25 protein-coding genes and 1 tRNA gene are annotated in these 20,987 nt (G+C 58.8%); 6 read left to right on the top strand and 20 right to left on the bottom strand.

Going from position 1 to position 20,987, the window contains the following annotated elements; genetic code table 11:
• Positions 1 to 24 precede the first annotated feature (24 nt).
• The 4 genes from Q1A32_RS21795 to Q1A32_RS21780 all read left to right on the top strand — a co-directional run bounded on the left by Q1A32_RS21795 (position 25) and on the right by Q1A32_RS21780 (position 2,745).
• The gene (locus Q1A32_RS21795) at positions 25 to 1,026 is read left to right on the top strand and encodes an NADP-dependent oxidoreductase (RefSeq protein ID WP_299657936.1); all 1,002 of its coding nucleotides are present in this window, start codon (positions 25 to 27) and stop codon (positions 1,024 to 1,026) included.
• On the top strand, positions 1,023 to 1,493 hold the full coding sequence (locus Q1A32_RS21790; RefSeq protein WP_299657935.1) for a MaoC family dehydratase: 471 nt from the start codon (positions 1,023 to 1,025) through the stop codon (positions 1,491 to 1,493). The genes Q1A32_RS21795 and Q1A32_RS21790 overlap by 4 nt, the downstream gene beginning before the upstream one ends.
• A gap of 62 nt (positions 1,494 to 1,555) precedes the next feature.
• A complete protein-coding gene (gene aroQ, locus Q1A32_RS21785) occupies positions 1,556 to 1,999 on the top strand; it encodes a type II 3-dehydroquinate dehydratase (protein WP_299657934.1) in 444 nt (147 codons plus the stop codon).
• Complete coding sequence (locus Q1A32_RS21780; protein WP_299612787.1) at positions 1,996 to 2,745, top strand: LuxR family transcriptional regulator; 750 nt, start codon at positions 1,996 to 1,998, stop codon at positions 2,743 to 2,745. Before aroQ ends, Q1A32_RS21780 begins: the two co-directional genes overlap by 4 nt.
• A 666-nt stretch (positions 2,746 to 3,411) precedes the next feature.
• Here Q1A32_RS21780 and pip read toward each other — a convergent pair.
• The 6 genes from pip to Q1A32_RS21750 all read right to left on the bottom strand — a co-directional run bounded on the left by pip (position 3,412) and on the right by Q1A32_RS21750 (position 8,392).
• Positions 3,412 to 4,323: a prolyl aminopeptidase gene (pip, locus tag Q1A32_RS21775; protein ID WP_299657933.1), complete on the bottom strand. Its 912-nt coding sequence runs from the start codon at positions 4,321 to 4,323 to the stop codon at positions 3,412 to 3,414.
• 68 nt (positions 4,324 to 4,391) lie between these two features.
• Entirely contained in the window at positions 4,392 to 5,267 is an 876-nt protein-coding gene (gene tsf, locus Q1A32_RS21770) for a translation elongation factor Ts (RefSeq protein WP_299657932.1), read from the bottom strand.
• A gap of 75 nt (positions 5,268 to 5,342) precedes the next feature.
• Complete coding sequence (gene rpsB, locus Q1A32_RS21765) at positions 5,343 to 6,218, bottom strand: 30S ribosomal protein S2 (protein ID WP_299612779.1); 876 nt, start codon at positions 6,216 to 6,218, stop codon at positions 5,343 to 5,345.
• Between the two features lie 280 nt (positions 6,219 to 6,498).
• Positions 6,499 to 7,356 (bottom strand): 1-acyl-sn-glycerol-3-phosphate acyltransferase, encoded by an 858-nt coding sequence (locus tag Q1A32_RS21760; RefSeq protein ID WP_299657931.1) that lies wholly within the window; start codon positions 7,354 to 7,356, stop codon positions 6,499 to 6,501.
• Positions 7,353 to 8,114: a GNAT family N-acetyltransferase gene (locus Q1A32_RS21755; RefSeq protein ID WP_299657930.1), complete on the bottom strand. Its 762-nt coding sequence runs from the start codon at positions 8,112 to 8,114 to the stop codon at positions 7,353 to 7,355. The genes Q1A32_RS21760 and Q1A32_RS21755 overlap by 4 nt, the downstream gene beginning before the upstream one ends.
• A gap of 95 nt (positions 8,115 to 8,209) precedes the next feature.
• Positions 8,210 to 8,392 carry a DUF3553 domain-containing protein gene (locus Q1A32_RS21750; RefSeq protein ID WP_299612772.1) on the bottom strand — a complete coding sequence of 61 codons (183 nt, stop codon included), beginning with the start codon at positions 8,390 to 8,392 and terminating at the stop codon, positions 8,210 to 8,212.
• 38 nt (positions 8,393 to 8,430) lie between these two features.
• Between Q1A32_RS21750 and Q1A32_RS21745 the strand changes: the two genes are divergently transcribed.
• Positions 8,431 to 9,024 (top strand): histidine phosphotransferase family protein, encoded by a 594-nt coding sequence (locus Q1A32_RS21745; protein ID WP_299657929.1) that lies wholly within the window; start codon positions 8,431 to 8,433, stop codon positions 9,022 to 9,024.
• On the opposite strand, the gene Q1A32_RS21740 is transcribed toward Q1A32_RS21745, so the two are convergent.
• From Q1A32_RS21740 to Q1A32_RS21680, 13 genes are all read right to left on the bottom strand, one after another.
• Complete coding sequence (locus tag Q1A32_RS21740; RefSeq protein ID WP_299657928.1) at positions 9,021 to 10,286, bottom strand: glutamate-5-semialdehyde dehydrogenase; 1,266 nt, start codon at positions 10,284 to 10,286, stop codon at positions 9,021 to 9,023. The two genes, Q1A32_RS21745 and Q1A32_RS21740, sit on opposite strands and share 4 nt — an antisense overlap.
• A 75-nt stretch (positions 10,287 to 10,361) precedes the next feature.
• A complete protein-coding gene (gene proB / locus Q1A32_RS21735) occupies positions 10,362 to 11,468 on the bottom strand; it encodes a glutamate 5-kinase (protein ID WP_299657927.1) in 1,107 nt (368 codons plus the stop codon).
• Positions 11,456 to 12,490, bottom strand: a complete 1,035-nt coding sequence (obgE, locus tag Q1A32_RS21730) for a GTPase ObgE (RefSeq protein ID WP_299657926.1) — start codon at positions 12,488 to 12,490, stop codon at positions 11,456 to 11,458. Before obgE ends, proB begins: the two co-directional genes overlap by 13 nt.
• A gap of 35 nt (positions 12,491 to 12,525) precedes the next feature.
• Complete coding sequence (locus Q1A32_RS21725; protein WP_299657990.1) at positions 12,526 to 13,062, bottom strand: GNAT family N-acetyltransferase; 537 nt, start codon at positions 13,060 to 13,062, stop codon at positions 12,526 to 12,528.
• Between the two features lie 2 nt (positions 13,063 to 13,064).
• Positions 13,065 to 13,667: a LysE family translocator gene (locus Q1A32_RS21720; protein WP_299657925.1), complete on the bottom strand. Its 603-nt coding sequence runs from the start codon at positions 13,665 to 13,667 to the stop codon at positions 13,065 to 13,067.
• Positions 13,664 to 14,215, bottom strand: coding sequence for a GNAT family N-acetyltransferase (locus Q1A32_RS21715; protein WP_299657922.1), 552 nt, complete (start codon positions 14,213 to 14,215; stop codon positions 13,664 to 13,666). The genes Q1A32_RS21720 and Q1A32_RS21715 overlap by 4 nt, the downstream gene beginning before the upstream one ends.
• Entirely contained in the window at positions 14,212 to 14,715 is a 504-nt protein-coding gene (locus Q1A32_RS21710) for a GNAT family N-acetyltransferase (RefSeq protein WP_299657920.1), read from the bottom strand. The genes Q1A32_RS21715 and Q1A32_RS21710 overlap by 4 nt, the downstream gene beginning before the upstream one ends.
• Before the next feature lie 92 nt (positions 14,716 to 14,807).
• Positions 14,808 to 15,077 carry a 50S ribosomal protein L27 gene (gene rpmA / locus Q1A32_RS21705; RefSeq protein ID WP_299612753.1) on the bottom strand — a complete coding sequence of 90 codons (270 nt, stop codon included), beginning with the start codon at positions 15,075 to 15,077 and terminating at the stop codon, positions 14,808 to 14,810.
• A gap of 12 nt (positions 15,078 to 15,089) precedes the next feature.
• On the bottom strand, positions 15,090 to 15,803 hold the full coding sequence (locus tag Q1A32_RS21700) for a 50S ribosomal protein L21 (RefSeq protein ID WP_299657918.1): 714 nt from the start codon (positions 15,801 to 15,803) through the stop codon (positions 15,090 to 15,092).
• Between the two features lie 181 nt (positions 15,804 to 15,984).
• Positions 15,985 to 16,899: a helix-turn-helix domain-containing protein gene (locus Q1A32_RS21695; protein ID WP_299657916.1), complete on the bottom strand. Its 915-nt coding sequence runs from the start codon at positions 16,897 to 16,899 to the stop codon at positions 15,985 to 15,987.
• A 227-nt stretch (positions 16,900 to 17,126) separates the two neighbouring features.
• Positions 17,127 to 18,041: a helix-turn-helix domain-containing protein gene (locus tag Q1A32_RS21690; protein WP_299657914.1), complete on the bottom strand. Its 915-nt coding sequence runs from the start codon at positions 18,039 to 18,041 to the stop codon at positions 17,127 to 17,129.
• A 171-nt stretch (positions 18,042 to 18,212) separates the two neighbouring features.
• Positions 18,213 to 18,983 carry a DUF2059 domain-containing protein gene (locus Q1A32_RS21685; RefSeq protein ID WP_299657912.1) on the bottom strand — a complete coding sequence of 257 codons (771 nt, stop codon included), beginning with the start codon at positions 18,981 to 18,983 and terminating at the stop codon, positions 18,213 to 18,215.
• A complete protein-coding gene (locus Q1A32_RS21680) occupies positions 18,984 to 19,811 on the bottom strand; it encodes a DUF2059 domain-containing protein (RefSeq protein ID WP_299657910.1) in 828 nt (275 codons plus the stop codon).
• Between the two features lie 160 nt (positions 19,812 to 19,971).
• Between Q1A32_RS21680 and Q1A32_RS21675 the strand changes: the two genes are divergently transcribed.
• A tRNA-Ser gene (locus tag Q1A32_RS21675) sits at positions 19,972 to 20,061 on the top strand.
• A gap of 39 nt (positions 20,062 to 20,100) precedes the next feature.
• Here the strand turns inward: Q1A32_RS21675 and Q1A32_RS21670 are convergent.
• Positions 20,101 to 20,937 carry a hypothetical protein gene (locus Q1A32_RS21670; RefSeq protein WP_299657908.1) on the bottom strand — a complete coding sequence of 279 codons (837 nt, stop codon included), beginning with the start codon at positions 20,935 to 20,937 and terminating at the stop codon, positions 20,101 to 20,103.
• Positions 20,938 to 20,987 lie beyond the last annotated feature (50 nt).

Raw genomic sequence — 20,987 nt, 5'->3', positions numbered from 1 at the left:
CCCCTCATACACAGGAGCCATCCCATGACCAACCACCAGATCGTCGTTGCGAGCCTGCCACAAGGCGCGCTTGGCCCAGAACACTTTGATTTGCAGGATACGCCCATGCCCGAACCGCAAGACGGCGAGGTTCTGTTGCGTACAATACTGATGAGCATCGATGCCGCCAATCGGTCGTGGATGCAGGGCGCCACCTATCGCGACGCTGTCAATGCGGGCGACCCCATGCCAACCTATGCCATTTGCGAAGTGATGGAGAGCAAGTCGTCCCGCCTCGCCGCAGGCGACATTGTCGCGGCTGAAAGCGTGTGGGCCGATCACGTCACGCGCCCGGCGCACAAGCTACAGAAGCTTCCCAAGGTCAAACCACTCAGCCACTTGCTGAGCGTGTACGGTATCGCTGGCAAGACTGCGTTTCATGGTTTGATGCAGATCGGCCAACCCCTTGCTGGTGAAACCATCGTTGTCAGCGCCGCTGCAGGTTCAGTGGGCGGTTATGTCGGCCAAATCGGCAAGGCACTCGGGTGCCGCGTCGTTGGCATCGCGGGTGGGCCCGAAAAATGCGCATTCGTAACAGGGGAGCTCGGCTTTGACGCCTGCGTCGACTACCGCGCGGGCGGCGTCTTCAAAGCGTTGCGCGCCGCATGCCCGGACGCCGTCGACGTCTATTTCGACAATGTGGGTGGAGAGATCCTGGAAACGGCCCTTGCGCTGATGAACGAACGCGGTCGCGTCGTGTGTTGCGGGGCAATCAGCCAGTACGACACCACGTCGCCCACGGGGCCGCGCAACCTGCCGGGTATCGTCGTGGTAAAGCGCCTGCGTATGGAGGGCTTCATCGTCATGGATTTTGCGCGCGACGACGCCAAGGCGACGCGTGCGCTGCAAGCATGGGTGGCTCAGGGCAAGATCAAGGTGACCGAAGACATTGTGGAGGGCCTGGAAAATGCGCCTCACGCCCTGATCGGATTGCTGAAGGGTGAAAATACCGGCAAGCGCATGGTGCGCGTGGGCGCAGACCCATGAGCATCGATGCAGCGCTCGCAACGCTCAGCGCACAAATCGGTGCCGAAGTGGGCGTGTCAAACTGGATACTGGTTGATCAGCCTATGATCGACCAGTTCGCCGAAACGACCCATGATGATCAATGGATACATGTTGATCCGGTGCGCGCAGCCGACACGCCCTTCGGTGGCACCATCGCGCATGGTTTTTTGACGCTAAGCCTTGCGTCACGTTTTGCCTATGACTGCTTTCCCCTGTTGCCCGGCCAGACCATGGGCATCAACTACGGCTTCAACCGGCTGCGCTTTCTGAACCCCGTGAAATCCGGCAACCAGTTGCGCGGGCGCTTCACACTCACCGATGTCAGCAAGCGCAACGATATGGAACTGTTGCGCACGATGGCGCTGACAATCGAAATTGACGGCGCATCAACACCCGCTCTTGTTGCAGAATGGCTTGGGTTGGCCGTGTTTGTGTCAAAGGACTAACGGGATACTAGACAGAGACCGGTTAAACTCGCTAACACCAGAATAACTCTAAGGTATTTCCAATGACTTCTGTTCTGGTTCTCAACGGACCCAACCTGAACCTGCTGGGCACACGCCAGCCTGAAATCTATGGCTCTACAACACTGAGCGATGTCGAACAGCTTTGCCGCGACCACGGGGCAGCCAACGGCTTTGACGTGACATGCCAGCAATCCAATCATGAGGGCGCACTCGTGGATGCCATCCATGGCGCCAAAGGTACCCATGACGGGATTGTGCTGAACGCAGGCGCCTACACCCACACCTCTATCGCGTTGCATGATGCCATTCTGGGCATTGAACTGCCGGTGATCGAACTGCATCTGAGCAACATTCACGCTCGCGAGGAATTTCGCCATCACAGCTATATTGCGCCGGTGGCGGTCGGCATGATTTGCGGCTTGGGCGTTGCAGGATATACTCTGGCTCTGGACGCGTTGATCGGGCATCTTGGGGGGCGCACGTGAAAAGCTATTTGCACAGGCTGTCAAACTGCCAAACCATCGAAGAGTTGTGGGAGGCCCACACCAAGAAGATGGAAGAATACGGCTTTGATCGGCTGATCTATGGCTTCACGCGCTACCGGTCCGGCAATTCGCTGGGCGATCCCGAAGACTTCATCATTCTCACGAACCATGATCGCGCATACACGGACGTGTTCATGGGCGAACAGCACTATGTCCACGCGCCGATGGTGAATTGGGCGCTCAACAACGAGGGCGCGTGCAGCTGGGGCATTCTGGGTCAGATGCAGTCCACAAAGACCCTGACGCCATCGGAACAACGTGTTCTCGAGTTCAATTATTCCATGGGCGTCACTGCCGGTTACACAATCAGTTTCAAATCGGTATCAGCGCGATCAAAGGGTGCCATTGCACTGACCGCGCGCAAGGGGATGACCCAAGAAAGCATTGATGCGGTCTGGGCGGAACATGGCCGAGACATCCATCTGATGAACAACGTGGCGCATCTGAAGATTTTGACGCTGCCCTACACCGCGCCCAACAGGTCCCTGACAAAGCGTCAACGTGAAGCGCTTGAGTGGGTTGGTGACGGCAAGACCATGCAAGATATCGCAGTTTTGATGGGGCTGACTTCGGCAACGGTTGAAAAACACCTTCGCCTTGCGCGCGAAGCTCTGGCCGTTGAAACGACGGCGCAGGCGGTCCTGAAAGCGGCATTTGCCAACCAGATGTTCATTCTGGAAGCCTAAACGCGCCAAACTGGCCCATTTTTGCCGATAAAGCCTAAATCTGATCAATTTGGTCACTGTTTCCGACCGGATATATGGTCCGTTTTCGAGGGTGAGTCGCGGCTCTGGAACCAGTTTTTCCACCTTTGCGGGAAGGTTTGACGATCGCCGCATATTTTTTTTGCATCGCGTGAATTAGACACCACAGCGCATATCGATTTCTCTCAAGATCATGCGCTCATTTTCCAAACTGTCGCCACTTAACCGACTGACAACGCACTGAAATGATGGGTGTTAGCGCCGCATATTTCTTGAGGTTTGTCGGGCTAATTTCGAGTGTTTTTCCTTCTCCAATGACGTGTAAAGCGACACAAACGTTCAACTGACACTACGTCATTTGCAATTTTTGACCGTCAGGTAAGGAATCCCCCACTTTGCTAACGCAAGGGAAATTTGGCATTGTACACATGTTCCGTGAGTGGTGGCTTTAGCCAGGGAACAACGAGGTGGACCTTCCGCGATTTCGGAGGCTCTCCGTTTCGACCGGTTCTTCCGGACCCGGCTCACCTGTGTATTGATCAGCAGGTGGGTCGGATTTGCAGCGTCCCCGTGTCTCATCCCCGTGGCCAAGGACGCCGACAAAAGGGCGGGATTGCGACCCCAATCGTGGTCTCGCCCAGTTTGTTTTCAAAACTTGAGAACGTCTGTCGCCGCCCGGATCGCGGAAACCATTTCTGTATCCAGCGCCGAATGTGATGTTCCACCCAAGACCTGCAAGCTTGCTGCGGGCCACGCCCGCTCCAGCTCCCACGGACCGCGCAGCGGGCATGACGGATCAAACCGGCTGTGAATCATGGTGCAAGGAATGTGTGCAATGTCGCCCACGTTCCGCAGCAGTTGGTGGTCGTCCATCCAGGCGGCATGTGTAAAGTAGTGCATCACGATGCGGGCAAACCCGAGCCGAAACGCCGGACCGGCATAGCGCGACCCGGGGGCGTGAATGTCGCCGTCGAAAATCGCAGTTTCCCACTGGCACCACGCATCAGCGGCAGCTTGGGCAAGCGCGGGGTCGCGCAACCGAGACGCATAGGCCGCAACGCGTGCCCCCGTATGCGCCGGATCATCGCTCACATCAGGCACATGCGCGCAGAATTCAGCATATGCCTCGGGGAATATGTTTCCGATGTCGCCGTACAGCCATCGCAAGTCTCGCTCTGCCGTCGTTGCCACACCAGCCATCACCATGGCGCGGACACGGGTGGGATGCGCTTGCGCATATGCCATCGCAAGGGTCGAGCCCCATGATCCACCGAACAGAACCCAGGCTTCGACACCCAAATGCAGTCGCAATGCCTCGATGTCAGAAATCAAATGTGTCGTCGTATTCGCATCCAACGCGTCGAGCGTGTCTGACGCCAAAGGCTCGGACCGCCCGCACCCACGCTGATCCAGTAAAGTCACGCGGTAGCGAGACAGATCGAACAGGTCGTAATGCCCGGGACGGCAACCGGACCCCGGTCCTCCATGCAGAACAAGCGCATCGACGCCCTGCCCTGCCTGTTCGAACCAAACACGATGTCCGTCACCCACATCCAGCATATCGACCCTCTAAAGCAAAACGGCGCGCCCCATGGACGCGCCGTTTCAAATCAAATGCAAGGTCGGGCTTAGCCCTGAGCAGCCTTCGCGACTTCTGCTGCGAAGTCTTCCTTCTCGACTTCGATGCCTTCGCCCACTTCCAGGCGGGCAAAGCCGGTGATGGTGGCGCCCGCTTCCTTGGCCGCCGCTTCGACGGTCAGGTCAGGGTTCACAACAAATTGCTGGTTCAGCAAGGTGATCTCGGACATGAATTTCTTCATCCGGCCAATGATCATCTTCTCGATGACCTGCTCGGGCTTGCCGCTTTCGCGGGCAATGTCCATCTGAACCTGCTTTTCCTTCTCGACCACGGCGGGGTCCAGATCAGCTTCGCCCAGGGCGGCAGGGTTCACAGCCGCGATGTGCATCGCCACCTGTTTGCCAAACGCCTCGTCGCCGCCGTCCATGGCCACCAAAACACCGATCTTGCCCATGCCGGGTGCCGCTGCGTTGTGGACGTAGGATACAACAGTGCCGCCCGACAGCTTCGCCATGCGGCGGACCGACATGTTCTCACCAATGGTGGCGATCTTGTCGGTGACAACGTCAGCCACGGACTTTCCGCCCATGTCGGCTGCAACCAGCGCGTCGACGTCATCCACGGACAACGCGGTCTTGGCGATGCCGGACACCATTTCCTGGAACTCAGCGTTCTTGCCCACGAAATCGGTTTCCGAGTTCACTTCAACGGCCACGCCCGTGCCACCGTCTACAACAACGGCCACCAGACCTTCGGCAGCTGTGCGGCCTGATTTCTTGGCCGCTTTCGCCAGACCCTTGGTGCGCAGCCAATCAACGGCGGCGTCCATGTCGCCATCGGTCTCGGTCAGCGCTTTTTTCGCGTCCATCATGCCTGCGCCCGTGCTGTCGCGCAGTTCTTTCACCAATGCTGCTGTGATTGCCATCTCTTGGCTCTCCTCAAATAGGTGTGGGGTGCGGCAGGCCCTTGCCCGCCGCATATGTCAGATAGGTGACGTGGCTCAGCTGTCGGCCTTGGCCACAGTCTCTTGCGTGGATTCGATATCCAGCGGTGCGTCCTTGGACATCGCGTCGTTCGACACGGTCTCTTCGGATGCGGCACCCACTTCGACGCCAGTGCTTTCTTCGGCCACGGCCTCTTCGACAGGCGCTTCTTCCATCGCACCAAGGTCAACGCCAGCGGCACCCAGTTGGGCGCTCATTCCGTCAAGTGCTGCGCGTGATGCCAGATCGCAATAGAGCGCAATGGCACGGGCCGCGTCGTCGTTGCCGGGGATGATGTAATCCACACCATCGGGCGAGCAGTTGGTGTCCACCACCGCCACAACCGGGATGCCCAGCTTGTTGGCTTCGGCCACGGCCAGCGCTTCTTTCTTGACGTCGATGACGAAGAGCAGGTCGGGACGACCGCCCATTTCACGAATACCGCCAAGCGAGGCTTGCAGTTTACCCTGATCACGTTCCATGCCCAGACGTTCTTTTTTCGTCAGGCCGTCGAAACCATTTTCGGCTTGCTCATCAATCGACTTCAGACGGTTGATGGACTGCGACACGGTCTGCCAGTTGGTCAGCGTGCCACCCAGCCAGCGGTGGTTCATGTAGTACTGCGCGCATTTCTCGGCAGCGTCAGCAACGGGCTGTGCGGCCTGACGCTTGGTGCCAACGAACAGAACGCGGCCGCCCTTGGCGACGGTGTCGCGGACAGCTTGCAGGGCCTGATCCAGCATGGGAACGGTCTGCGTCAGGTCCATGATGTGGATGCCGTTGCGTGCGCCATAGATGAAGGGCGACATGCGCGGGTTCCAGCGCTGTGTCTGGTGACCAAAGTGTACGCCTGCTTCCAGCAGCTGGCGCATGGAGAACTCGGGAAGAGCCATGTGCTTTATCCTTTTCCGGTTTTCGCCTCGTCCGGGGTATCAGTGCGCCCGATCAAAGGACCCACCAACCGGTGGACATCTGGGGATGTCTCCCCCATCTGCCCGCCCCGAACTGCGGATTAATGCGCGGGCTTTACGGCAGTGTTCGCTGAATGACAAGCCCCCAAAGCCAAGTCCTCACCTATGCCGGACAGCGCCCCTCTTTTCGGGCCTAAGATGTCTCCGGGCGTTCGCGAAACGGGGCTGTGCCCCAAATAACGATGCACCGCGCGGGAAAACGTCAATTCGACGAATTGCCTTTCGAGGTTGTCGCACTTGCTGACGGCGTATGGCTCGACCGCACCCGATCTTCCGCACCAGCCGCGAGGGACTTGCGGTTGGCAAAATCTATGACCGGCAAAGGGCTGTGATAGATTACTTCGACACTCCCTTGTTTCGGCAAGGCGAGGGTTGCCAGCAAATGCGTGCCAAACTCCATGTCCCCCCACCATCCATAGGTCCGCGCATCCCACCCCGCAGGTGCGTGGTAGACGACGGTCACCGGCTGGATCGACAGATGCGGTCGCAAATCTTCCGCAAAGAACGAAGCGAAAAGCGTGGTCTTGAAGGGCAGAACACGTTGCCCATCGGTGCTGGTGCCTTCGGGAAAAAACAGCAACCGTTGCCCTGCCAGAAGACGGTCCTGAAACAGCTCCGTCTGAACTTTGGCGGCCCGTGGATCGCGGGCAATGAACAAAGTGCCGGTGGCCTTGGCGAGGGTGCCAATGCCCGGCCACCCGGCCACCTCGGACTTGGAGACGAAATAAACACGGTCGGCCGCGTTCAGAACGAAGATGTCCAGCCAGCTGGAATGGTTGGCGACAATTGCGCCCTGACCCTTCATCGGCGTCCCGGTCCGGACGTAAGACAGACCCAACCAGAATAGGGACAGGCGACACACAACTTGCGTGATCCACGGCGTCCACGGCCGTGCCAACCCGAAAAGCGGGCGTTCGATCACACGCAATGCAAACAAAAGCGCCAACCCAACGACTACAATCAAGCCAATCCCGAGTCCGCGCCACACAATGCGTAAAAAGGCCGTTGGTCCCCACGCGACATGTTCGGGCGGTGGCGCGCCGTCCCATGTCATGTTCATGGCTTTGCTCCGTAAATGCGCTTTTGACGGTCAGACATGGCGGCAGTGTCCATGATCAGGCAGACATCGACAGTATTGAACGCTTGGTCGATATAGGCACCCTCGCCCACGACGCCGCCCAACCGCAAATACGCCTTAATAAGCGCGGGCACATCCACCATTGCGGCCCGACGGTCAATCCGGTCTTCGGTCAGGATGTCCATAGCGACCCCGTGCGGCGGTCGCGCACGCACGCGCAGAGCTTCGGGCGCCAGATGGCGGTGGTGGAGCAATGACAGAGGTTGCGCCAGTGCCTGAACGTCCGTGCCATGGAACGAGGCCACGCCAAACATGATGTCGATCTGATGTGCGGCGACATAACCTGCCAGACCATTCCACAAGTGATACATCGCCGGGCCACCACGATATTCATGATGTACGCAGCTGCGACCAAGCTCCAGCAAACGCCGTCCGGTCGCCCGCAAGGGTGATACATCATATTCGTCTTCGGAATAGAATTGCCCCGCGGCCTCGGCCTGCGCCTCTCGCAGCATGCGGTAGACCCCGACAACCTGCCCGGCTGCATCGTCATGCAACAGCAGATGATCAAAAAAAGGATCAAAACGGTCCTGCTCCAGACCCACTTCGTGATCTACCATACCGCCCGATCCACCCAGTTCTCGGACAAACACATCGTAGCGCAATGCCTGTGCAGCCCGCAGGTCTTCGGCGGTCCGTGCAAGTGCCACGCGGAATTTCGGGTCTTGGGTCAGGCTCATCGCAGGTCGTGTAGCGGCATTGCAATCAATTGGGTAGAGAGGCGATCATGAATGCGACCTGTGGTTGCATCACGTTAAGAATTCGGAAAGGATGTTCAGGCATCAAAGACCGGAACCAGCGCAATACGCGTCCCATCAATCACCACCTTGCCCTCATTGGGAAAATTCACGGTGATCTTGGCTGCAATGTTGCTCTGGACCTGTCCGATGCCCCAGTCCGCGTACTGGGGATGACGCACTAACATCCCGGGGGCCAGAATGGCGTTCAGATCTTCCATGACAGGGCCATTTCCATCTCTCAATTGGGGGGCCACTCATGGGCCAAAGTAATATCAATCTTGCCGCGCTCATCGGCAGTCGCATCTGTCACGACCTCATATCGCCTATCGGGGCGATCAACAACGGGCTCGAACTGCTGGGGATGTCTGATGCGCGCGAAGGGCCTGAGCTTGAGCTGATCTCGGAAAGCGTTGGAAATGCAAGCGCGCGTATCCGGTTCTTTCGCATCGCCTATGGCGCTGCAAGCGACCAGTCACTTGGCCGGGCGGAGGTTGTCTCAATCCTGTCCGACAGCATGCATGGGGGTCGCCTGCAAGTCGCGTATGGCCCGCTTGACCCACAGCCCCGCTGGGCGGTGCGCATGGCGTTTCTGGCAGTACAATGTCTGGAAACCAGCTTGCCCTATGGTGGCCGGATAGAAGTGACCTGTGTGGACGGCCGCTGGGACATCAGCGGTCACTCGGCCAAGCAAAGCGTCGATCAGGGCCTGTGGGGATTGCTGGCTGGCAAAGAGGTGGACGAACTGGCGCCGGCGCATGTGCAATTTGCGCTGTTGGCCTCGGTGGCACCGGATGCTCAACGCAAATTGCAGACCGACATTGCGCCAGAGCGTCTTTCCATCCGCTTTTAGGCGCGCACGGTCCCGTCGCCACGCACCAGATACTTGAAACTCGTGAGCTGAGCAGCACCTACCGGTCCGCGCGCGTGCATTTTTCCCGTGGCAATGCCAATCTCGGCCCCCATGCCAAACTCGCCACCATCTGCAAACTGGGTGGAGGCGTTGTGCATCAGGATCGCGCTGTCCAGTTGGTTGAAGAATTGTGTCGCCGCATCAGCGTCTTCGGTCAGGATGCAATCGGTATGATTTGAGCCGTGCGTGCGAATATGCGCGATGGCGCCGTCGATGTCGGGCACCACTTTTGCGGCGATGTCCATGTCGAGGTATTCCTTGCCCCAGTCACCGTCCGTAGCGGCCAATACACCATCGATGTTTTGCAGCGCTATGTCAGCATGCACCCGAACACCGGCATCCATCAGCGCCTTGACGACGCCCCGACCGATGGTTGTGGCCACGTTCTGATGGATCAACAAGCACTCCGCTGCGCCACAGATCCCTGTCCGTCGCGTCTTGGCGTTCAGTACTACTTGGAGCACCTTTTCCGGATCTGCATCCTTGTCGATGTAAATGTGCACGATGCCTTCGAGATGGGCGAAAACAGGCACACGCGCCTCGCGTTGGACCAGCCCCACGAGCCCTTTGCCGCCTCGGGGCACGATCACATCGATTGTGTCGGTCATAGTCAGCATCTCACTGACCGCCGCTCGGTCGCGCGTCGGCACCAACTGGATCGCATCCTCGGGCAGGTCCGCGTCACGCAATCCTGCTTGCAGCGCGGCATGGATCGCTCCGGAGGAATGGAAACTTTCTGATCCCCCGCGCAGGATCACTGCGTTTCCAGCCTTCAGACACAGCGCACCTGCGTCTGCGGTCACGTTCGGACGGCTTTCATAGATCACACCGATGACGCCCAAAGGTGTGCGCACGCGTTGGATGTTCAGACCCGTGGGCTGCGTCCACTCAGCCAGCACTTCGCCCACTGGATCAGCCTGTTCCGCCACCGCACGCAGGCCATCGACGATGCCCTGAATGCGATCCTCATCAAGGCGCAGGCGGTCCATCATCGCATCCGACAAACCCTTGTTCCGCCCGAACTCCATATCTTTCCCGTTGGCAACAATGATCGCCTCACGGTTTTTCCAGACATGTTCGGCAGCGCTGATCAAGGCCGCATGCTTGCGCTCGGCACTGGCAAATGCCAGCTTGGCGGAGGCCGCCTTGGCGCGGGACCCGATGTCAGCCATGAGGGCGGGGATGTCAGCGAAGTCTTTCATATGTCGCGTCCTTTGCAGGCGGTGCATCAAATGACTTTGGTGCCTCCGGCGGTGGTATTTATAGTCAGAAGAAGATCACAACGCCATATCATCGCGATGGATCAAGGCAGCCCGGCCCGGATACCCCAGCAACTCCTCAATCTCTGCGCTGTGGTGACCTTTGATCTTGTGTGCCTCGTTGGCGGTGTAGCGACTAAGACCAACACCCAGTTGATGCCCATCCGGCCCTGCGATCGCAACAGGATCACCGCGACCAAACGCGCCTGAAACGGCATGAACTCCGGCGGGCAACAGGCTGTTCCCTTTGGACAATGCGCGTGCAGCGCCTTCATCCAGAGTTAACGTGCCCAGCGGTTTCATTGCCGCGATCCACCGCTTGCGGGCGACCTGTGGATCAAGGGTTGCTGTGAACCACGTGGCGTTTGCGCCGTTCTCCAGGTTGCTCAATGGCCGCAATGCGGCCCCATGACAGATGACCATGGCGCATCCTGCCGACGTGGCCGTCTTGGCCGCCATCAGCTTGGTCTTCATCCCGCCCTTGGACAGACCGGATCCCGCATCACCCGCCATTGCCTCGATCTCGGGCGTGATTAGGTCGATGACGTCGTAGCGTCTCGCGCTCGCATCTTCGGCAGGGTTGGCGGAATAGAATCCATCCACATCCGACAAAAGCACCAACATGTCCGCCCCGATCGTCGCGGCGATTTGTGCGCCGAGACGGTCGTTGTCGCCAAAGCGGATTTCATCCGTGGCGATGGTGTCATTCTCGTTGACGATGGGCACAACCCCCAAACCGATCAGGTGCTCAAGCGTCGCACGCGAGTTCAGATAGCGACGCCGATCCCGGCTGTCCTCCAGCGTCATCAGGACCTGCGCGGTGGTCAAACCGTGCGGCGCCAGCGCTTCTTCATAGGCGCGCGCAAGCCTGATTTGCCCAACGGCTGCAGCCGCTTGCGACTGCTCCAATGCCAAATCAGTCGCGGGCAGGTCCAGCACGCCTCGCCCCAAGGCGATGGAGCCCGAGGACACCAATACCACCTGAACACCGTGCTCTTTCAACCACGCCACATCTTCCGCCAATGCTGTCAGCCAGTCACCGCGCAATGCCCCCGTGGTCCGGTCGACCAACAGCGCCGACCCGATCTTGACCACAAGCCGTTTGGCCGTGGTCAGGGACGCCATGGCTCGGCCTCTTCCGCGGGGCGGTGGCGCAGGCGGTCGTCGTCGATCTGGCCGCGCAGGGTGCGCAGAACCTCGGTCACACCTTCTCGCGCGACGCTCGACATAAGCATGACGGGGCCGCCCGATGCCTCTTCGAGCGCCTTACACGCCTCCGCCCGTTCGTCCTCGTCCAGCGCGTCGATTTTGTTCAGCACCGTGACGCGCGGCTTGTCGGCCAAATCGCCGCCGTAAGCTTCAAGCTCGCTGATGATGGTGGCATAGTCCTCCGCCACCGTCTCGGACGTGCCATCGACCAGATGCAACAGGACCGCACAGCGTTCCACGTGCCCCAGGAACAGATCACCCAAGCCCCGTCCTTCGGAGGCCCCTTCGATCAGGCCCGGAATGTCAGCCACGACAAATTCGGTGTTGTCGACACCCACGACGCCAAGGTTCGGGTGCAGCGTTGTGAACGGGTAATCGGCGATCTTGGGACGCGCATTTGACGTGGTCGCCAAGAACGTCGACTTGCCCGCGTTCGGAAGGCCCAGCAGGCCCACATCCGCAATCAGCTTCAGACGCAGCCACAGCGTGCGTTCCACGCCTTCTTGCCCCGGATTGGCCCGGCGTGGCGCTTGGTTTGTAGCGGACTTGAAGTGCAGGTTGCCCCAACCTCCATTGCCGCCACGGGCCAATTCGACCGTATCGCCGACATTCACGAGGTCGGCAATCACCGTCTCCTGATCCTCGTCCAATATCTCTGTCCCCGCGGGGACACGCAGCACAATGTCGTCGCCATCCTTGCCGGTGCGTTGCCGTCCCATGCCGGGCTGGCCGTTCTTGGCAAAGAAATGCTGCTGGTACCGGAAGTCGATCAGGGTGTTCAGACCATCCACGGCTTCGGCGATGACCGACCCACCGCCGCCCCCGTCGCCCCCGTCCGGGCCACCATATTCAATGTATTTTTCGCGCCGGAACGAGATGCACCCGTTCCCGCCTGCACCCGAGCGGATGTAGACCTTGGTCAGATCAAGAAATTTCATGGGGTCGTCCTAGCGCGGGGGCACGCCCCCCGCAATCAGAGTTTGCGGCTATAAGTCCACGTGGGTACCGCAGCATCACGTGCAACCGAGAACCCCTCGGCATCGCCCAGGTACTCGAACCCGCAATGGGTCAGCACACGGGCCGAAGCCGGATTGTCCTGAAACACGCTCGCGAACATGGTGGCGTTGCCCATCGGGTTTGCTTCGACCAGCGCCTGCACCGCGTCGGATGCAAGGCCCGTATTCCAGAAATGCGGCGCGACCCAATACCCGACCTCTGACTGGTTCCGGTCCATCCGGGTCAGGGAAATAAGTCCCATCACTTCGGACCCGCCGGCTTTGTGGCCGTCCATGGCCCACACATCCTCGTCCCGTTCGTCCGCCATGGCACGGGCGACAAAAGCTTCGATTGTTCCGGGCGGAAGCGGATGCGGGATGGTTTGTGTGTTGCAAGCGACACGCTTGTCACCGGCATACATCTCGATCAGGCCTAGGTCGGACCGCCGCAACGGGCGCAGCACAAAGCGGTCGGTCTCGATCACATTCTGGGTCACAATCTTTTCCATCTCCATCGTCATGTCCCTCCTCCGAACAGAACAAATAGAACCGATGCGACCGTCAGGGCCGCAAGGGTATACATCAGATAGGGTTCCGCGCGCGTTCCTACGAGGGTGCGCGCGATGCGATCACCGGCAAGTGTCCACAACGGGTGCAAAACCACCTGCGTGGCCAGCAGTATCCCGCCAATGGTTGCCGTTGCGATAACGGGGTCCGTGCCGGGCGTCACGAAGCTGGTAAATCCCGCCACGATCATTGCCCAGGCCTTGGGGTTGAGCGGATGAACGATCAATCCAGCCATGAAGCCGGGGGCCCTTGGCGCATGATCGGATGGACCCAATCGCAGTTGCGACACCTTCCAGGCCAACCAGATAATGTACGCGGCCGACACCCACTTGAGTGTCTCGAAGATCCACGGGCCCTGCTCTGCCAACTGCATAAGGCCAAAACCGACAGGCCAGATTACAAATTGCTTGCCCAAGGCAACGCCTGCCACAAAAGGCAGTGCTGCACGAAATCCGTAGCGCGCACCTGTGGCCAGCAGCGCCATGTTGGCCGGTCCCGGCGTGCCGACCTGACTGGCGGCAAACACAGCAAAGGACATGGCCGCAACCGTCATGTCAGCCGGACAAGATCGCGGTCCAAAAGGCCCATGATCAAATCATCATGCCACTCCTGACCGATCAAGGCCGCTTCGCGCTCGCGCCCTTCCACGACAAAGCCCACCTTCTCGTAAGAGGCAATCGCACGATCATTGAAGGCCAGTACGCGGCAACCTAGCCGGTGCATCCCCATCGTCTCAAAGGCGTGCCGGGCCAAGACCTGCATCGCTTCCGTGCCAAAGCCCTTGCCCAAGGCGCTTGGGTCAAGGATGCCTATGGCAATCTGCGCCCGTTTGTCCGCCGGATTGAGCGTGTGCAGACGGACGGCACCGAGAAGCCGATCCGCCACTTCGATTACCCACGCATACGGTTCCGTCTTCTGGGCGGTCACCCAAGCCTCGGCCGCATCCCGGGTGATGTCGCGCACTTGCGTCGGGTCGCCCCCAAACATCTTGATGATGTCGGGGGTGTTGCCCAACGCGAACCGCGCGTCGACATCACCGGGGACCACGTCCCGCAACAAGACGCGAGGGCCGCGCAGCTCGGGTTTGGAGGACGTGTTCATGCCTGCGCCTTCCACATATCCTGAGTCAAAACCATACGTTGCAGCACGTGGCAGTCACCGGTCGCAGGGCTTCGCGATTGCTCTTGCGACGTACGCACGAATCCCAGTTTTTCTAACACGTGACGCGAGGCCGCGTTTTCCACAAAATATCCACTTTGCAACTCAGCATGACCTTGTGCGAAGTGGCGTTGCACCATCGCGTGCGCCGCCTCTGAGGCATAGCCGCGGCCCCAATGGTTCTTGCCCAGCCAATAGCCAAGCTGAACTTCGGTTCCAATACAGCCCACCACTTGCGTGCCCACACAGATTGCAAAAGTGTTGCCGCCGCCGACTGCGACACGACTAATGAACTCCTGCGCATCTTGTAATGCGTATGGGTGGGGTACGCGCGTCAGCCAACGCGATACCTCCAGATCGCCAACCATCGACGCGATGGCTGCCGCGTCCTCAGTCCGAGGCGCGCGTAAGGTCAGGCGTTCTGTTGTCATGTGGTCAGTCATCAGACCATCCTCGCTTGTGGCGGGGGCGGAAACGAAAAAGGGACCGGCGTTTCCGCCGATCCCTGATTTTGTCAAAACCCTCTGGGTACGGCTTATTCAGCAGCCTCCGCCGCCGGGAGCACGGAAATAAACGTGCGGTTTTTAAGACCCTTATGGAAGGTCACGGCGCCATCGACGGTTGCAAAGATCGTGTGATCCTTGCCCATGCCCACGCCTTCACCTGGCCAAAACTTGGTGCCGCGCTGACGCACGATGATGTTACCGGGGATGGCGGACTGGCCACCATAGAGTTTCACGCCAAGACGGCGGCCGGCAGAGTCGCGACCGTTGCGGGATGAACCGCCTGCTTTTTTATGTGCCATGCGTCTCTCTCCTTAGCCTTTAGTCTTTTCTTTGGCCTGTTCGATCCAGCCTTCACGCTCGATCCGGCCTTTGAAAGACAGTTTCTCGTCCATATCAGCAACGTCCTCGGGGGTCCATGCTGCGACCTGCGCGAAGGTGGTCACACCCGCTTCGTGCAGTTTCTTCTCAAGTGCGGGGCCAACACCCGACAGTTCTTTCAGATCGTCACCACCGGCTGCGGCCTTTTTAGGCGCTGCTTTCTTGGCTTCTTTCTTCGGCTTGGTCTCTGCAACCTTCTCGTTGGCTTCACCCTCGACGACGCGGCGCGCCATCTCGTTCTGCTGTGTCTTGTTCTTGGCGTACTGGCCATCGCTGATCACAGCGCCAAAGCCTGCACCGTTTTCAGCAGCCATCACTCCGGACTTGTCTGCGCCGGATGCCAGAATGTCGGTGATCTTCACCAACGTCAGTTGCTGACGGTGACCCTTGGTCCGCTTGGAGCTGTGCTTCCGGCGACGCTTGACGAAGTTAATCGTCTTGGGGCCTTTGATCTGTTCGATGACTTCGGCTTGAACGCCTGCGCCGTCAACAACGGGCGATCCGACCTGGGGCTTGTCGCCACCGACCATCAGAACTTCGTTGAATTGGACTTTGTCACCTGCATTTGCGGCCAGTTTTTCAACGCGGAGCGTGTCGCCCGATTGAACTTTGTACTGTTTGCCGCCGGTTTTCATAACCGCGAACATTGCGTTCTTCCTTTGTCAGCCGCGTTCTGTGGCCCCGGTTGTCCGGCGTTTTCGGCATGTGCCGCCTCGAACAGCGCGCCCTGCATGGGGCGTCATTACGAAATAAAGCACCGCCGGGAAGACCCCAGCGGCGCATAACGGCCTTTTGGGGGAACCCATGCTTGTTGTCAACGGCTATCTATCAGCTGCGCGCCTGTTGCCGAATGACGCCGGGTGTCAGCCCCAGATGGCGCCCCATTACCGTGGTCAGATGCGCTTGGGAGCTAAAGCCGCAGGCATATGCAATCTCGATCAGCGGCATCGTAGTTTCGGTCAGCAAGTGGCGCGCCTTATCCACACGCATCCGGGTCAGGTATTGGTGAAAAGTCTGACCGGTTGCGGCCTTGAAGGCCCGCCCAAACCCGTAAATGTCGCGTTGCAACAAGGCAGAGGCATCTTCGAGCCCGACATTGCCCTCAAGATGCGCCTGCACATAGTCCCGCACCGCTCCAAGTTCGACCCGCGCCAACGGCTTGACCGTCTTGGAGCTGCCATTGCTGAGCGTTTTCAGAAGTTCGACGGCAATCTGGACGTTGCAGGCATCACTCAAGGATCGCCATCCCATATCCTGACGGGACACCAACGTCATCAAGATGTCCATCTTCCGGGCCATTCTGGGATTGCGAAACGGGAATCGTGGCTCCTCAACCGACGCATTCCGGAACTCGGGATTTTCGTCGATGACCCGTTGAATGATATCTGCGTCCAGTGTGATCAGCGTATTCCGGGTAAGACCGTCGAACTCGTACTCCTGCATCACTTTGGGAGGGATAAAGTACAAAAGGCCCGAGGCCACATCATGCTCAAGCGGCTTTCCATCCAACCGCGCCTTCAAATGCCCTTCGCAGTCCGTCGCATGGATTAAAGTGACATGCTTTGACAGTTTGATCCGGCTTGCATGCGGGCGCGCAGTGAAACGGCCAGCCTGCATGTTGGGAGCGTTGTGAATGGTGTTCGCTTCCACATCAATGCGACCATCGACGATCAGATTGTCGAGCGAGTCCAACATTTCCAGAAACTGCTCTGATTTGACACCCTGATCCTGGGTCCTGTGCATGTGCGTACCTTCGCGTTGTGACGCACATCGCCGTGCGCCACGCCCTTATATGCTAAGCGCCACACATCAGTTTTTCATTGAATTGCACAATTTTACGTTCCCGGCATCAAAGCCCGAAAACATTCAGCTTTTTATGGGTGGAGCCTGCGGCGTTCGGAGAAACGACATACGTAAGTTGGGAAAAGCACGCTGCACCACAACGCGTCCAAAGGGTTTCCAACCCAGACTTACGCGTTGGCGCTCTTCCGGATGACAGCCGGGGTCAGGCCTAAATGACGCCCCATTACTGTGGTCAGGTGCGCCTGCGAACTGAAACCCGAGGCATAGGCCACTTCGATGATCGGCATGCTGGTTTGGGTCAGCAAGCGACGCGCCTCATCAATACGTTGGAACGTCACGTATTGATGAAAGGTACGGCCTGTTGCCGCCTTGAAGGCGCGACCGAACCCGTAGATGTCCCGTCCAATGAGGGCAGAGGCGCTCTCCAATCCGATGTTGTTTTCCAGATTGGCGCGGACATAATCCTTGATCACATTCAGCTCATATTGGCTGAGTGTGCTGACCGCGGCATCGACATCTGTGTTGAGCGATTTCAATAACTCCACCGCGATCTCAAGACGGCAGGCTTCGGACAGGGTTCTCCATCCCATGTCCTGCCGCCCGGCCAGTGAAACAAGGGCGCTCATCTTGCGGACGATGTTCGGATTGCGAAACGGAAAGCGCGGTTCATCAATGCGACTGTTGCGAAACTCGGGGTTGGCATCGGCGACCGAGCGCAAAAAGTCCGCGTCGAGCGTGACGGCAGTGTTGCGGGCCTCGCCGGAGAACTCATATTCCTGAACGACTTTTTCGGGGACAAAATACAACATGCCGGGCTTGGGCGCAAAATCGACGCGTCCACCATCCAGGCGCGCATCCAGGTTGCCATCGACATCATTGCTGTACACCAGCGTGATCTTGTTGTGCATACGCCCGCGGCTTGCGTGAGTGCCCGCCCGAAACTGCGCATACTGCATGAAGTCATCTGCAAAGATGGACCCGGTCTCGACATTGATGCGACCATCAATCAACAAGCTGTCGAGGCTACCGGTCACATCAAGAAGGTCGCCGTCAAAAGCAGATTGGCGCGTGTTTTCGTTCATTCGTCCTCCCCGGCGACGTCCCGCGCCACGGACTGGAACGCACAATATGCGAATTTCTGCACTACGTCCTTCAATTTATTGCAGCGTTTCAGGATCGGGGGAATGCACGCATTCAGTATGCGCACAACGCTTAGCGTCTGCTGCAGCCCTAAAGCCGCGCGTCGTGCATATTCAAAGCTCGTTCTGTGGGGCCAAACGCCCTGCGGCCTGCCCCAAAGCATAGGACAGCGTGGTGTAGCTTTGACCAAAGGCAACAAACAACGCATCATCCACGGCCTCGCCCACTTCGGTGTCCCAAAAGGCTGTGTAGATGTCGATCTCGTCCTCGGTCATTGCGGACTGGACCAGCGCGTTATAGCCGCGCAGCCAGCTTTCCGTGTCGACCAGAATGCGCGCACGCAGCTGATCCATGTCAGGCAAATCATCAAGACGACCCGATGCTTCGGAAAACCCTTCGAGGAATGCGGCCTGTGCCGCGACAGCAACGTCCACGTTCCGTTCAATGAGATCTCGGCTGACGATATAGTCCGTCACCGGATCGCCCTGCGCAGACGGGGACGCCTTGGCCGCCGCCTCTACGCTTTCGTCGATGAAAGCCTGCCGGGCCTGCACCTCAAGATCAATGATCCGAACGCCGAGGTCGCTTTCCAAAAACAAAAGCGCCTGTTCCGCCACTTCCGCGTCCAACTCCTCCGCCATGGCGGTCCGCAGCTCGTTTTCCATACGCGCAACGTCGTAAAGACGCAGCACCGTATCGGCCCAAACATCGCCGCCCTGCCCGTTCAAAAAGCTCTCGTCGATGGATTGACCGGCCTTGATCCCTTCGGTGGCAAAGGCCGCAATGATCTCGGGTACGCCCATCGCATCGATAAGGCGGTTCACATCCGCCCAAGCGCCCTGCGCCGCCACTCCAAGAACCAAGACCAGCGCGGACAGGCGCATCTAAAGCTCCTGACTGGGTTGAAGAGCCTGCATTGCGCGGGCAAGGGCTTCGAAGCGGTTGGCCATGATCTCGTACTGCACCGCGTTCATCAGGTCATAGACGTGGCGCATCTTCGGATGCTCCAGCGCCTTGGCATAGTCCAATACCTCTTCGTCCGAAAACGACTGGTAAGTATAGGCGGCCCCCGTCAGCGCGCTGGCTGCGATCTCTTCTTTCAGGACATCCTCGTCGCTGGACAAAAGCTCACGCAGGTCCGGCTCTTCCAATTGCAATTCGATCACCCCTGCCCCGGCAGCGGCCATGAGAAAGCGCACCTGAATCTCCTGAATGGCACGCACGCTGACACCAGCACTGTCTGACGCCTCGTTCATGCGCTTGAGATATGTAAGCCGCGGGCTTTCGAGCGCCTCAAGTCCCGCAACGATTGCTTCACCGCTTTCGTGCTTCAGATCATCGTCTTCCTTCATATGGCTGGCGTTTTCAGCTTCGACCAGACGCTGGCCCAGATCCGTGGCATAGAAGTCAGCTGCATGGGTCAGCATGTCCTCTTCCAACGTCCGTTCCAGAATATCGAGTGCAAGGTCGTGCATCACCTCGGTCTCGAACACATCGGTCGTCAGACGCGACCATTCCGTGCCGAAATCCTCCGCCTGCATGCCTAACATTTGCGGCGCAGACTCGGCCGACAAGCGAATGCTTTCCAAGGCAACATCAAAGCCGGTGACTTCCAGAAAATCCTGTAATTTGGCCCTGTCAGCGGCCCACACCATGACAGGCGCGGCCAAGGTCAGAACAAGGGTGGCAAGGCTGATACGTAACGCGCGCATCGGTATCCTTTCTCAGATCTGCTCAATCTCGATTTCGTTGCGCGCAAGGCTACGGGTTTTTGCGGGCGCGTCCATCAAATTTCCCGTGTGCGCCAGATTGCGCAAAAACTGCCTTGCGCGTCGGGCGCGTTCCTTCTAATTGGGCGCACCAGACCCCCGCGGAGAGGTGCCGGAGTGGTCGAACGGGGCGGTCTCGAAAACCGTTGTGGGTGCAAGCCCACCCAGGGTTCGAATCCCTGTCTCTCCGCCACAATCACTCCCTCAGTACATGCGACTGGCACCGGTATGATTACCCCAGCAAATCAGCGACGGCTTGATCCTGCAAGCCAAGTAATAGCGGCTCGGAAGGTGGTGTAGTCACGGTTAAGGTGACGGTCATGTCCGCCGTTGTGGTCACGGCTTTGGCCAAGGGCCATTCAGGGGGTATTACAACGTCCCACTCATCTTCAGACGTGATCGTGATTTGCAAGTCCAAGCCTGAGCCCACCAGAACGCCCGTCGGAACGCGTTGAAGCGCGCCTGCCGGTCCAAATACACTGTTCCATGTCGTGTGCGTCGGATTGGGAAGCCACTGTTGGTTGCTGTGGGCCATTGCGAAAACACCCTGATTGAACCACGCGCCCTGCCGGATGGGCATCAATGCCGCATGCCGAATATCCAGTTTGAGCGATTGGATTCGGGCGTTTGTCCAATCCACGCCCCGCGGCAAAAGCCTGAACCCGGCGTCAGAGGCCGTCAGACCGGAAAGCCCGCGCGCGTCTTCCGGACCATGCCCGTCAAACCGGTGTTCGATGGACGGACCGGTATCGATTGACTGTACGATGTCGCTGCGGGTTGGTGTGTATTTCGCAATCTGACGTGTGCCTGCCGACAGCCAGTTGCTTGGTTGGGCGAAGTTCTGCTTTGCAACGGACAGCAACGGGCTGGGTGGCTGCGCCGTCAAAATCTGCCCGAAAACCGTGCTGAATTCCAATGCGTCCGCATCGGGAGAAACAGTATCAAAAAGGGAAAACAAAAGGGCGTCATTGTGTGGCAACTCGGAAAACACCGGGCGCAGGGACGCGGTGTCCGCCTGTATTGCCGATGCAATTGCAGCGATGAGCACGTCTTCGTAACGGATCGTCATGGAAACCTCCTGTGGCGGTGTCGGGACAGAATGGCCGTGACCGCTCTGCT

The sequence above is a fragment of the uncultured Tateyamaria sp. genome (genome assembly GCF_947503415.1).
GTDB lineage: Bacteria > Pseudomonadota > Alphaproteobacteria > Rhodobacterales > Rhodobacteraceae > Tateyamaria.
Note: the sequence above shows the minus strand (reverse complement) of the source record. Positions and strands in the feature narration are given on the sequence as shown.